Raw genomic sequence first — 12196 nt, 5'->3', positions numbered from 1 at the left:
CGCGCCGGTGGAAGGGATATCCCTGAATCATTGCGGTAATAGAATTCGGGTGATAGCTTCCAAGCCGTTTTTCCAGACGTTTCGGAAGAGAGTGGAAGGCATGTCGCTCGACAAGGCCACCGTGGCCAAGATCGCGCATCTGGCCCGCATCAAGGTGCCGGACGATGAACTGGATCACCTGGCGGGTGAGCTGAGCCAAATCCTGACCTTCGTCGAACAGTTGGGCGAGGTCGACACGCAGGACGTGCCGCCGATGACCAGCGTGGCCGCGCAAACGCTGCGCCGCCGCAAGGACGAGGTGACCGACGGCGGTTACCGCGATGCCGTCCTCTCCAACGGCCCGGAGACGGCCGAAGGTTTCTACGTCGTTCCGAAGGTGGTCGAGTGATGACCGGTCTTACGCATCTGACCATGGCGGCGGCCCTCGACGGCCTCGCCAAGAAGGAATTCACCGCGGTCGAGCTGACCGAGGCCCACGTCAAGGCGGTGGAGACGATCCGCCCGCTGAACGCCTTCATCACCGAGACGCCGGAGCAGGCGCTGGCGATGGCCAAGGCGTCCGACGCCCGCCGCGCCAAGGGGGAGGCCGGCCCGATGGAGGGCCTGCCGATCGCGGTAAAGGACCTGTTCTGCACCAAGGGCGTGCCGACCACCGCGGCCAGCCACATCCTCGACGGCTTCAAGCCGGAGTATGAGTCCACCGTCACCAGCAACCTGTGGCGCGACGGCGCCGTCATGCTGGGCAAGGTGAACCTGGACGAGTTCGCCATGGGCTCAGCCAACATCACCTCCCACCACGGCAACGTGATCAGCCCGTGGAGCCCGGGCGAGGTCGGCAACTGGTCGCGCCAGCTCGTTCCCGGCGGCTCGTCGGGCGGTTCGGCCGCGGCGGTCGCCGCGCGCGCCGCGCTGGGCGCCACCGGCACGGACACCGGCGGCTCGATCCGCCAGCCCGCCGCCTTCACCGGCATCGTCGGCATCAAGCCGACCTACGGCCGCTGCTCGCGCTGGGGCGTGGTCGCCTTCGCCTCCTCGCTTGATCAGGCCGGCCCGATGACCCGCACGGTCGAGGACGCGGCGATCATGCTGCGCTCGATGTGCGGCTTCGACCCGAAGGACTCGACCTCGGTCGACATGGCGGTGCCGGACTTCCGCGCCGCGCTGACCGGCGACATCCGTGGCCTGAAGGTCGGCATTCCCAAGGAATACCGGGTGGAGGGCATGCCCGCCGAGATCGCCGCGATCTGGGACCAGGGCATCGAATGGCTGAAGCAGGCCGGCGCCGAGCCGGTGGAGATCAGCCTGCCGCACACCAAGTACGCGCTCGCCACCTACTACATCGTCGCTCCGGCCGAGGCGTCGTCGAACCTCGCGCGCTACGACGGCCTGCGCTACGGCCTGCGGGTCGAGGGCGCCAGCCTGAAGGACATGTACGAGAACACCCGCGGCGCCGGCTTCGGCAAGGAGGTCCGCCGCCGCATCCTGATCGGCACCTACGTGCTGTCGGCGGGCTATTACGACGCCTACTACAACAAGGCCCGCCAGGTGCGCACGCGCATCAAGTGGGACTTTGACGAGGCGTTCAAGCAGTGCGACGTCATCCTGACGCCGACCGCGCCGAGCACCGCCTTCGCCATCGGCGAGAAGATGGACGATCCGATCCAGATGTACCTGAACGACGTGTTCACGGTCCCGGCTTCGCTGGCCGGCCTGCCGGGCATGTCGGTTCCGGCGGGCGTCGGGTCGGACGGGCTGCCGCTGGGGCTCCAGCTCCTGGGCCGGCCCTTCGATGAGGAGACCGTCCTGCGCGTCGGTCAGGTCATCGAAAAGGCCGCCGCCGTCACCGCCACCCCGCCGTTCATGGCCTGAGCCGGACGAGAGAAGAGACCGATGTCGTACATTCAGGGCGAAACGGGCGATTGGGAAATCGTGATCGGGCTGGAGGTCCACGCCCAGGTCATCTCGAACGCCAAGCTGTTCTCCGGCGCCGCCACCGCCTTCGGCGCGGAGCCGAACAGTCAGGTCAGCTTTGTCGACGCAGCCTTTCCCGGCATGCTGCCCGTCATCAACGAGCGTTGCATCGAGCAGGCGGTGCGCACCGGCCTGGGGCTGAAGGCGCAGATCAACCTGCACTCGGTGTTCGACCGCAAGAACTACTTCTACGCCGACCTGCCGCAGGGCTATCAGATCAGCCAGTATCTGCAGCCCATCGTCGGCAAGGGCGAGATCGTGCTGGATCTGCCGGACGGCTCCTCCCGCACGGTCGGCGTGACGCGCCTGCACCTGGAGCAGGACGCCGGCAAGTCGCTGCACGACCAGCACCCCGCCAAGACCTACATCGACCTGAACCGGTCGGGCGTGGCGCTGATGGAGATCGTGTCGGAGCCGGACATGCGCACCGCGGAGGAGGCCGGCGCCTATGTGCGCAAGCTGCGCTCCATCCTGCGCTACCTCGGCACCTGCGACGGCAACATGGAGGAAGGCTCCATGCGCTGTGACGTCAACGTGTCGGTGCGCAAGCCGGGCGCGCCCTTCGGCACGCGCTGCGAGATCAAGAACGTCAACTCGATCCGCTTCGTCATGCAGGCGATCGAGTACGAGGCGCGCCGCCAGATCGAGATCATCGAGGAGGGCGGCAAGATCGACCAGGAGACGCGGCTGTGGGACACGACCAAGTTCGTGACCCGCTCCATGCGCTCCAAGGAAGAGGCACACGACTACCGCTACTTCCCCGATCCGGACCTGCTGCCGCTGGAACTGGATCCGGACTGGGTCGAGGACATCAAGCGCACCCTGCCGGAACTGCCGGATGACAAGAAGGCCCGCTTCATCAGCGAGTACAAGCTGTCTCCCTATGACGCCAACGTGCTGGTGTCGGAGAAGGCCCGCGCCGACTTCTACGAGGCCGTCGCCAAGGGGCGCGACCCGAAGCTGGCCGCCAACTGGGTCACCGGCGAGCTGTTCGGCTATCTGAACAAGGCCGGCAAGGAGATCGAGGAGAGCCCCGTCTCGGCGGAAAACCTCGGTGGCCTGATTGACCTGATCGCCGACAACACCATCTCCGGCCGAATCGCCAAGGAGGTGTTCGAGGCGATGTTCGAAACCGGCGAGAAGCCGGCCGACATCGTCGAGAAGAAGGGCCTGCGCCAGGTCACCGACACCGGCGCCATCGAGTCGTCCATCGACGCCGTGCTGGCCGCCAACGCCGACAAGGTGGCGGAGTTCCGGTCGGGCAAGGACAAGCTGTTCGGCTTCTTCGTCGGTCAGGTCATGAAGGCGACCCAGGGCAAGGCCAACCCGGCCCTGGTCAACGAAATCCTGATGACCAAGCTGAAGGGCTGATTGGGAAGCGGTTGTGACGCCGTGCCATGGCATGGTGCGGCGTCATAACCGTTGATTTTGTTCTCCCGTCGGTTTCAAGTGGGGCCGGCGGGAGGCCCAATGATTGCAGATTCGCTGACGGTGGCGCTGTTCGCGCTGTTCGCCGGTCTCCTGGCCGGATTTCTTGCCGGCTTGCTGGCGGCGCGTCGCGTTGGGCGAAGACCCTTGGCGGAGAACATGGCTCCCCCCTCCGTCATGACGGAAGAGCGGTTGCGGGCCATCTTGGACACCGCCCCCATCGGCGTCCTCATCAACACGCGCGACGGCGACAACCTCTACCACAGCCCCAGTGCCGCGACCTGTTTCAAGGTCAGCGGCGAGCAACTCCAGCGCGACGGTATGTGGCCGCTCTACCATGACCCGCGGGACCGCCAGGCCGCCATCGATCGGCTCTACGCTGATGGCCTCTTTGATGGACAGGAGGTGCTGCTGCGCCGCGGCGATGGCGAAACCTGCATGGGCTCGCTGAGTTCGACTGTTATCGACTTCGAAGGGCAACGCTGCCACATCAGCTGGTTCTACGATCTGACGGAACAGAAGAAGGCCGACGCGGTTCGCCGCGATCTGGCCGACCGCCTGGAAATGGCGCTGGACGCCACCGGCGCCGCGGTGTGGGACACCGATATTCCGCGGGGAACCTGCTGGTGGTCCGACAGCTTTCCGCGCATGCTGGGCTACGCCGAGCCGCCGGAGATGCCGGCCCATTTCTGGGACGTGCGTTTGCATCCCGACGACCGGCAGCGCGTGCTGACCACCATCGATGCCCATCTGCGTGGCGAGACCGCGGCCTACGCCTACGATTACCGGCTGCGCCGCGCCGATGGCGACTGGATGTGGATCGCAGCGCAGGGGCGGGCGATCCGCGACGACGCAGGGCAGGCGGTGCGCTATGTCGGCATCATGACCGACATCACCGAGCGCCGCCGCCAGGAGGAGGAGGTCCGCGCCGGCAAGGAGCGGCTGCTCCGGATCCTGGAGGCCAGCCCTATTGCCGTGAACATCACACGCCGCGACGGCCTGCTGGTGTTCTGCAACACCCAGTCGGAGATCATTCTGGGCCGGTCGCGCGACGACCTGCTGCCGATGCCCGCCGAACGGCTGTACGCCGATCCGGCGGACCGTCAGGCTCTGATCGACCGCTTCGAACGGGAAGGCCCCTTCCGCGACGCCGAGGTACGCTTCCGCAAGCCCGACGGAACGATCATCTGGGTGTTGTCGAGTTGGGGTGAGATCGAGATGGACGGGGAGCCGGCGCTTCTGACCTGGCTCTACGACATCAACGACCGCAAGGCGGCGGAGGCCGCCATGGTGACCGCCCGCGACGAGGCGGAGCGCGCTCTTGCCGACCTGCGCGCCGCCCAGGAGAGCCTGATCCAGGCGGAGGCCATGGCCTCGCTGGGCCAACTGGTCGCCGGGGTCGCGCATGAGATCAACACGCCCATCGGCATCGGCCTCACCGCCGCCAGCCACATCGCCGAACAGGCCCGCGACCTGCGCGTCCGTTTCGATTCGGGCGCGCTGAAGAAAACCAACCTGGCCGAGTATCTGGATGCGGTGACGGAGGCCGCCCGCCTGCTGGTGTCGAACATGAACCGGGCGGCGGCGCTGGTGCAGAGCTTCAAACAGGTGGCGGTGGACCAGACCTCCGGCGAGCGGCGAACCTTCGATCTGCGGACCTACATCGACGAGGTGCTGTTCTCCCTGCGGCCCCGCCTGAAGCGCACGCTGGTGACGGTCGACGTGGACTGCCCGGAGGGGCTGGAAATGGACAGCTTCCCCGGCGCGCTGAGTCAAGTGCTGACCAACCTCGTGATCAATGCGCTGATCCATGCTTATGGCGAGGAGCAGCGGGGGACCATCCGGATCGCCGCCCACCCGGACGGTGGTGATCACGTCGTCATCGACTTTTCCGACGACGGGTCCGGCATTCCAGAAGACCATCTGGCCAAGGTTTTCGAGCCATTCTTCACGACCAAGCGTGGCGAGGGCGGTTCGGGTCTCGGGCTGCACATCGTGCAAAGCACCGTGACGGGGGTGCTGGGTGGTACGCTGGCGGTGCGCTCGGTGAGCGGGCAGGGCACGGGCTTCACCCTGCGATTGCCCCGTCGCATCACGCAGGAGGCCGTCGCGCCAACGGCGCTGCCGTCTCTTCCGGGATCGGTGTCGGGGCCAGTGGTGCCGGTCTGATGAACGCCGGGAGATTGCGTCAGGCGTGCAAATCCTGGGGCTGCAGATGCTTGGGCCGGCGGCCGCGCCGCTTGGGTGCCGCGAATGCGGCTGTGGCCCCATCCTCGCCGCGAACTTCGGCTTTCAATTCCTGAACGCAACGCAGCAGCAGTTCCTTCTCCCGAAGGTCTTCGCGGTCGGTGATCTCCAGGCAGCTCAGCTTGATCTCGACCAGATCGATCAGCGTTTCGGCGCAGCGGCGTGACAAGCTCATGGCGTCCCCCTGACCAAGAATTGCTATCGCGTTCTGGTGGTAAACTACCTCTGATTTTCTAAAAAGTACATAAAATTTTATACAGATTTTGTTCTTTCTCGTTTTGATCACATTTTTGGTGAGTAAGCGTTGACAGGCCCCATCCGGATCGTTAGAACGCACCCACGCCAGCGGCGCCACAGAGCGCCGACCCGGTAGGAGGGGTGGCCGAGAGGCTGAAGGCGGCGGTTTGCTAAACCGTTATAGGGGCTCAAACCCCTATCGTGGGTTCGAATCCCATCCCCTCCGCCATTCCTTTCAAATCAAATACTTAGCTGGCTGATTTGGCGGTTTCCTGGGATGCAACCCAGGAGAAACCGTTATAGATGTGCCGGTTTTTGTGCCGGCCCTGGACGGGACATACCCCAGATAAATCTCCGTCGTTTTCACGCTGCTGTGCCCCAGGTGCTTGGACAGGGCGTAGATGTCCCACCCGTTCCGCAAGGCCCGGATGGCGAAGCCGTGCCGCAGATCGTGGCAGCGAAAGGGCCGGAACGGTGTGCCCACCCGCTGTGCCGACTTTTGTGCCGACCACACCATCTCCCGAAACCGTGACAATACGTTGAGATAACGCGACCCCTTCCCGTGCCAGAACACCGCGTCGGAACCCAGGAAGTGGGGCAGGGCGGTCAGCATCGTCAGCGTGTCCGGTTCCAGGCGGATCGTGCGCGGCCGGTTGGTCTTCGTCTTCAGAAAGGTCACCGTGCCGGACTTCAGATTGACCTGCCTCCAAGTCAGGCCGGCGGCCTCCTCCTGCCGGCAGCCGGTTTGGGCGAGGAACCGGATCATGCTGGCGAACAGGCCGGAGCATCGCGTGATGCCGGCCTTGACGTCCGCGCTCGACAGCGGATGGATCGACTCGCGCTGTTCATGGGGGAGGCGGCGATTGCAGTCGCGTGCCGGGTTCGCCTCGCACGCCCCCCACTCGACGGCGGCGCCCAAGACGGCGGACACCGCGGCCAGGTCCTGGTTGATGGTGGCTTTCCTGGGGCCGCCCTTGCTCCTGGCGCTGATCAGGGCGGAGATGGTCTTCCGCGTGATCTGATCGACGTACAGCGCCTCCAGATGTGGGCCAAACCTGCCCAAGGCTGACCGTGTACCACTTCAAAGTGCCGGGCTTCACCGCGTCCGGCCCCGCCTCGGTGAGGTACCGCACGACTGCGGCCTTCCACGTCAGGCGTGATTCGCCGAAGTGGACCGCGGCGGTGATTTCCTTCTTGAGCTGGTCGAGGCGCCTTTGGGCTTTTTTCCGATCAGGTGCGCTAACAATGCGGACTTCATTCTTCTCTCTAAATCAAGATCGCTTGACGTAAGGCGATGTGATCGCAAATCTCTCTTAAACTTTAGTAAATACATCATTTTTTCTTTAGTGTTATCTAATAAGATTTTATGCAATCTACGTATTAATTTATCAAATGCTCCGTCATTTGGCATTGATTCTGCGTCGCATGTGTTTTGTTTGATAAATATAGTATGGTATGCATGCGACGAATTTTCGATATTTGTTGCCACAAATATGCTTTCTCGGTCAAATGCAATTGAGTATCCAGCGCGCCGCCCCGGCAAAGCCTATTACCTGAACGAAGGCCAAGCGCTGGTCATCTGCGCCCTGTCCCGCACCCCGCAAGCCGCCCTGGTGCGCCGGCAGATCATCGAGGTGTTCTTGGCTTACCGGCGGGGCGTGCTGCCCGTGGCCGAGGAACAGCAACAGACCATCGCCCACCTCGCCGCGGCCCCGCACATCCGGGCGATCTTCAAGGGCGGCTACCCACATCGACCAGCACGACCGTCGGGTGGCGTGATGCCGGAGCCGCCCGCCTGCTGCTGGCGCACCAGTTCATCGTTGCCGCCCGGTCGATCAGCAGCGGTTCCGAACGGCAGGAGGCGAACGCGCTAACCCGCTGAAAAACGTTGTGATCGTGGTTTGGAGGGAAACTGATGCGCTGGAAGTCTGGCTATTGGAAGCCGAAGAGACGATCCCCCAGCACGGGACGATGGCTCAACCGGATCAAGGTCCGCCGAACCCACCAACCCTCTGAGAATCCTTGCGATTTAAAAACGAAGCATCCCATGACCACGACCGCCGGTGCGGCGATCCCGCGCGACATTCACGACGACGCCCTGGCGCTGGTCCGTCGCTTCGAAGGCCTGTACCTGAAGGCCTACCTGTGCCCCGCGGGTGTGCCGACCATCGGCTACGGCCACACCGCCGGGATCCGGATGGGGCAGGCCATCAACGGCCTCCAGGCCGAGGTCTACCTGCGCGCCGACATGGGCACCGCCGCGGAGCAGGTCGACAAGCTCGTGAAGGTGCCGCTCACCGATCGGCAGCGCGGCGCCTTGACCTCCTTCGTGTTCAACCTGGGGGCCGGCGCCTTGCAGACTTCGACCCTGCTGCGCCTGCTGAACCAGGGCGACTATGACGGGGCGGCGGCGTAGTTTCCGAATTGGGTCGATGTCATCGTCAATGGCGTCAGGAAGCAGCTTCCGGGGCTGGTGAAGCGTTGCCCGGCGGAGAAGGCGCTGTTCGAGGCGGGCTGATCGTCGGCCGGTTATCGCGCTGGGGTTGGCATGTCAGCAGGCCGGTGGCTCGACAAGCGATAGTGCTCAGCGGCACGGCGCGTGATAGAAAATTGAGCCTACCTCGTGCGAGATGAGAATGAGAACGCCTTCAGCCTTAACAGCTTCCCGAAGCGTCTTTTGTGGACTACTGGCGCTACTCTCCGTTGCGGCTCTGACTGCGCCGGCTGCTGCGGAGCCGGCCTACGGCTTCGCACCAGGGAGCACACTGCCGATCTTCACATTTCACGGTGAGGACGGTGTGCGTCGCTCAACGGCGGAGTTTCGTGGCAAGTGGTTCCTTTTCAAGCGGGGAGCCGAATGGTGCTTGCCGTGCATCGGAGAACGGCCTTCGGTCGAGAGCTTCATGAAGGCCCACCCCGATGTGCCTGTCGTAATGCTCGTTTCCCCGCGTCCCAGCGAGACCGACCTGGAAGGGGCGTTCCAACGCGACCTGGACTATCAGCGGCGAAAGGCGCTGCGCACGGACTACATCGCCGTGTTTGACAGCCGCGACCCGGCACCCCGCGACCTTCCGACGCCGAAGTCCGTCACTGACCTTCCGTTGACCGTTGTCGTCGATCCGCAGGGCGTTATCGCCGCGTTGTGGACCAGCACGTACCAATACCAACGCCACTTCATGAGGCATGGGATCGTCGGCAAGGCTGAACCAGAGTTCCGTGACTACGTCGAGGCTTTGCTTTCGTGTAAGGGAGCTAAAGGGGGAGCTGCAACCTCCACAGCGCTGGAGATTGCGAAGACGTTCGACGTTTCCTGCTCATGACGTAAGGACGCCTCGGCCACCAGTCCAGCACCGCCGAACAGCGCCGTAAACCCAGCCCGCCCGGACCTCCGCGGCGGGCTTTTCCTTTTCCGGCGTCCCCATGACCGATCCCCTCAGCCGGAAGCTGGTCCGCCGGCAGTACGACGAACTGCCCCTGCACGAGCACTGGTGTCCTGGCTGCAACGCGATGCCCCAAATCGCCGCGGACAACCACCGGCGCCTGCACGAACCCATCGGCAACATTCCTCCCGCCGAGGCTGAAACTCGCTACTATGTTCAAACCGAGGACATCGTCATGGTGGCGTGCCCCAAGCCGAATGTACTCAGGAAGAAAAACCCGGAGCGATTTACTATGACCTCTGGCCGCTTGTCCGGCGGGCGGCCTTCTGTATAGTCCAGCCCATCCAGTGTCTAAGCCTTCGTGCTTCCGGTCGGCGACGCCACATCAGCAGCACGAAGGGACAAGATCGCCATGGCGATGCCAAGGAAAGCGGGGCAGAGAGCAAGGCAGATGATGGGAGTGGATGCGGTGCTGGAAGCGAACCGGAGGCGAGAGTCTTGCGGCGGCTTCTGAGAACCAACCGTCCGCTCCGGCGCATCGGCGCGCTCGGTGGGATCGTGCTGGCGGCCCTGTGCGGCGGCACCGCGATGATGATGGATCGTCTGCATGACGAGACGGTGGCCGAGGCGACACTCGGCCTGCGCACGCTCAACGCTTCGCTGGCCGAGCAGACGCTGCGCGCCATCGAAGGCATCGAACTCACCGTCAGCGGAGTCGTCGATCAGATACCCGCCGCCAACCGGCGCAGCGCCGACGCCTTCAAGCGCCTGGGCGCCGACTACGAAACCCATGAATTCTTGAAAGCCAGGGTGTCCAGCCTACCGCAGCTGGAGGCTTTGAGCTTGATCGCCGCCGACGGCACCTTGGTCAACTTTACCCGCCAGTTCCCGGCTCCGCCACACGACCTGTCGAAGCGCGACTATTTCCTGGCGCTCAAGAACGCTGATCCTGAGCGCGTTTTCGTCAGCCGACCAGTGAAGAGTGTCGCCACCCAGGATTGGACGCTCTACATCGCTCGCCGCGTGAACGATCCCGATGGCGGATTGGCTGGGCTGGTCGTGGGGGCCATGCGCCTGTCCTATTTCGAGCAGTTCTACCGCAGCCTGCATGTGACGCCGGGAACCGGAATTAGTCTGTGGTGGCGCGATGGCATGCTGCTGGCGCGCTACCCGACGTTGCCAGACAAGGTCGGGACCATCGCCATCAGCCCCGGCGTCGCCGAACTGGTCGCAAACCACGCAGCCGGCACCTATGAGACGCCGCAGTCGGTCGACGGCCAGGCCCGCATCCTGTCCTTCCTGTCCTTGCGCAACTACCCGCTGGTCGTCGGCGTAAGCCGGACACGGGGAGAAATCCTATCCCGCTGGAATGATCAGGCGCAGATCATCGCCGCCGCCGGGCTGCTCAGCGCGGTGGCGCTTGCCCTGATGCTGTGGGCGATGGCACGCCAATTCCTCGCGTATGAAACCGCCAACCGGGCGCTCCAGGAGCGGCAGCAAGCGGTCGAGGCGCGCAATGTGGCGGAGGAGCATGTTCGCCAACTGCAGAAAATGGAGGCGCTGGGCCAGCTGACCGGCGGGGTGGCTCACGACTTCAACAACCTGCTGCAGGCGGTGCGCTCCAGCCTGCACCTGCTGGAGGGCAGCGGCGAGGTGGTGGAGGCGGAGAGCCGCCGGGCGCTGCAGGTCGCAAGCCAAGCGGTCGAGCGCGGCGCCACCCTGACCCAGCATCTGCTGGCCTTCGCCCGCCGGCAACGGCTGGCTCCGGCACCCGTCGACCTCGGCGCCCAGGTGGCGGGGATGGTCACGCTGCTGGAACGCACTCTGGGCAGCGCCATCCGCATCCGCCTCGACCGGGAAGCCGACGTGCTGCCGGCCCTGGTCGATCCCCACCAGTTCGACATCGCCCTGCTGAACCTCGCGATCAACGCCCGCGACGCCATGCCCGGCGGGGGCACCCTGACCATCGCCATCGCCAGTCTGTCAGTGGGTGAGGAGACCAAGGGAGGGAGCGAGGGAGAGGCGAAGGAGATGGGCGTCTCGCCCGCCTTGGCGCCGGGTGATTACGTCGCGGTGACGGTTCGCGACAGCGGGACTGGGATGCCGCAGGACGTGCTGGACCATGCCATCGAGCCCTTCTTCACCACCAAACCGGTCGGCCAGGGCAGCGGGCTGGGACTGAGCATGGTGCACGGCCTGACCGCCCAATCGGGCGGCGGCATCCGCCTGGAAAGCCACCTCGGCGTCGGCACCGCGGTGACGCTGTATCTTCCCCATGCCCCTGCCGACAGCCGGACCGACACTCCGGACGCCGTCACCGCTCCTCCTCCCCTTGCCGCTCCCCTGACTGCCGCCTCGGACGGACCGCCGCTCGGGATGTCTCACGTCCTGCTGGTGGAGGATGACGCCCTGGTCCGCATGGCCAACGCTGCAGTGCTGGACGAGGCCGGCATGGTGGTGACCGAGGTCGGCTCCGGGGAGGAGGCTCTGGCCCTGCTGGAGGCGGACGAGAATCTGAGCATCCTGGTCACTGACTTCGCCATGCCCGGCATGACCGGCGCCGACCTCGCTCGTCTTGCCCGCCGCCATCGCCCCGACCTGCCGATCCTGATCGTCACCGGCTATGCCGAGAAGGCGGCACTCCAGGATCTCGGCCGTGAGCCCGGCATTCGCATCCTGTCCAAACCTATCCCACCGACAGCCCTGATCGAGCATATCTCAGCGGTGCTGTAGGGATCACGTCGAACTGGTCTCAGGTGGCGCTCGTAACGTTTACAACCGAGCGGCCTTCCTTACTCCAAGCCGCCCGGCAGCTTTTCCTTTTCCGGAGTCCCATGTCTGAACTCCTCAGCCAGAAGCAGCCCGCCGGTTGGAGCGAACGATGAGGCAATGCCTCCATGGTCGGCGGCAAGCGCTCATCGGAAAGGCGCAGC

At 64.7% G+C, this 12196-nt stretch carries 11 protein-coding genes and 1 tRNA gene; 10 read left to right on the top strand and 2 right to left on the bottom strand.

All coding sequences use genetic code 11. The annotated features are described in order from the left end of the window. Window positions 1–100: 100 nt before the first annotated feature. The 4 genes from gatC (at window position 101) to ACWPXE_RS05425 (ending at window position 5568) form a co-directional block, all read left to right on the top strand. Window positions 101–388: an Asp-tRNA(Asn)/Glu-tRNA(Gln) amidotransferase subunit GatC gene (gatC, locus tag ACWPXE_RS05440; protein WP_014198426.1), complete on the top strand. Its 288-nt coding sequence runs from the start codon at window positions 101–103 to the stop codon at window positions 386–388. Continuing rightward, window positions 388–1869 (top strand): Asp-tRNA(Asn)/Glu-tRNA(Gln) amidotransferase subunit GatA, encoded by a 1482-nt coding sequence (gene gatA, locus ACWPXE_RS05435; RefSeq protein ID WP_109071694.1) that lies wholly within the window; start codon window positions 388–390, stop codon window positions 1867–1869. Before gatC ends, gatA begins: the two co-directional genes overlap by 1 nt. 21 nt (window positions 1870–1890) lie before the next feature. After that, entirely contained in the window at window positions 1891–3342 is a 1452-nt protein-coding gene (gatB, locus tag ACWPXE_RS05430; RefSeq protein WP_454016987.1) for an Asp-tRNA(Asn)/Glu-tRNA(Gln) amidotransferase subunit GatB, read from the top strand. Between the two features lie 99 nt (window positions 3343–3441). Further along, window positions 3442–5568, top strand: coding sequence for a PAS domain S-box protein (locus tag ACWPXE_RS05425; RefSeq protein WP_454016986.1), 2127 nt, complete (start codon window positions 3442–3444; stop codon window positions 5566–5568). Between the two features lie 19 nt (window positions 5569–5587). Here ACWPXE_RS05425 and ACWPXE_RS05420 read toward each other — a convergent pair whose 3' ends face one another. Further along, complete coding sequence (locus ACWPXE_RS05420; RefSeq protein ID WP_237905099.1) at window positions 5588–5821, bottom strand: hypothetical protein; 234 nt, start codon at window positions 5819–5821, stop codon at window positions 5588–5590. Between the two features lie 197 nt (window positions 5822–6018). Between ACWPXE_RS05420 and ACWPXE_RS05415 the strand changes: the two genes are divergently transcribed. Then, window positions 6019–6112: transfer RNA gene (locus ACWPXE_RS05415), tRNA-Ser, on the top strand. Window positions 6113–6118: 6 nt separating this feature from the next. Here ACWPXE_RS05415 and ACWPXE_RS05410 read toward each other — a convergent pair. Continuing rightward, window positions 6119–6946 carry a tyrosine-type recombinase/integrase gene (locus ACWPXE_RS05410; RefSeq protein WP_454016985.1) on the bottom strand — a complete coding sequence of 276 codons (828 nt, stop codon included), beginning with the start codon at window positions 6944–6946 and terminating at the stop codon, window positions 6119–6121. 106 nt (window positions 6947–7052) lie between these two features. On the opposite strand from ACWPXE_RS05410, the gene ACWPXE_RS05405 reads away from it, so the two are divergent. The 5 genes from ACWPXE_RS05405 to ACWPXE_RS05385 all read left to right on the top strand — a co-directional run bounded on the left by ACWPXE_RS05405 (window position 7053) and on the right by ACWPXE_RS05385 (window position 11996). Continuing rightward, window positions 7053–7757, top strand: a complete 705-nt coding sequence (locus ACWPXE_RS05405) for a hypothetical protein (protein WP_454016984.1) — start codon at window positions 7053–7055, stop codon at window positions 7755–7757. A 173-nt stretch (window positions 7758–7930) separates the two neighbouring features. After that, the gene (locus tag ACWPXE_RS05400) at window positions 7931–8299 is read left to right on the top strand and encodes a lysozyme (protein WP_454016983.1); all 369 of its coding nucleotides are present in this window, start codon (window positions 7931–7933) and stop codon (window positions 8297–8299) included. 487 nt (window positions 8300–8786) lie between these two features. After that, the gene (locus tag ACWPXE_RS05395) at window positions 8787–9203 is read left to right on the top strand and encodes a TlpA family protein disulfide reductase (protein ID WP_454016982.1); all 417 of its coding nucleotides are present in this window, start codon (window positions 8787–8789) and stop codon (window positions 9201–9203) included. Window positions 9204–9303: 100 nt separating this feature from the next. Beyond that, a complete protein-coding gene (locus ACWPXE_RS05390) occupies window positions 9304–9597 on the top strand; it encodes a hypothetical protein (protein WP_454017928.1) in 294 nt (97 codons plus the stop codon). A 164-nt stretch (window positions 9598–9761) separates the two neighbouring features. Next, window positions 9762–11996 carry a response regulator gene (locus ACWPXE_RS05385; protein WP_454016981.1) on the top strand — a complete coding sequence of 745 codons (2235 nt, stop codon included), beginning with the start codon at window positions 9762–9764 and terminating at the stop codon, window positions 11994–11996. The last annotated feature ends 200 nt before the right edge of the window (window positions 11997–12196 follow it).

The sequence above is a fragment of the Azospirillum sp. Marseille-Q6669 genome (assembly GCF_965111635.1).
This window is presented reverse-complemented; position numbering and strand designations above follow the sequence as displayed.

Coding starts and splice junctions, on each gene's coding strand:
- gatC (WP_014198426.1), top strand. CDS start 101: ATGTCGCTCGACAAGGCCACCGTGGCCAAGATCGCGCATCTGGCCCGC.
- gatA (WP_109071694.1), top strand. CDS start 388: ATGACCGGTCTTACGCATCTGACCATGGCGGCGGCCCTCGACGGCCTC.
- gatB (WP_454016987.1), top strand. CDS start 1,891: ATGTCGTACATTCAGGGCGAAACGGGCGATTGGGAAATCGTGATCGGG.
- ACWPXE_RS05425 (WP_454016986.1), top strand. CDS start 3,442: ATGATTGCAGATTCGCTGACGGTGGCGCTGTTCGCGCTGTTCGCCGGT.
- ACWPXE_RS05420 (WP_237905099.1), bottom strand. CDS start 5,821: ATGAGCTTGTCACGCCGCTGCGCCGAAACGCTGATCGATCTGGTCGAG.
- ACWPXE_RS05400 (WP_454016983.1), top strand. CDS start 7,931: ATGACCACGACCGCCGGTGCGGCGATCCCGCGCGACATTCACGACGAC.
- ACWPXE_RS05395 (WP_454016982.1), top strand. CDS start 8,787: ATGAAGGCCCACCCCGATGTGCCTGTCGTAATGCTCGTTTCCCCGCGT.
- ACWPXE_RS05390 (WP_454017928.1), top strand. CDS start 9,304: ATGACCGATCCCCTCAGCCGGAAGCTGGTCCGCCGGCAGTACGACGAA.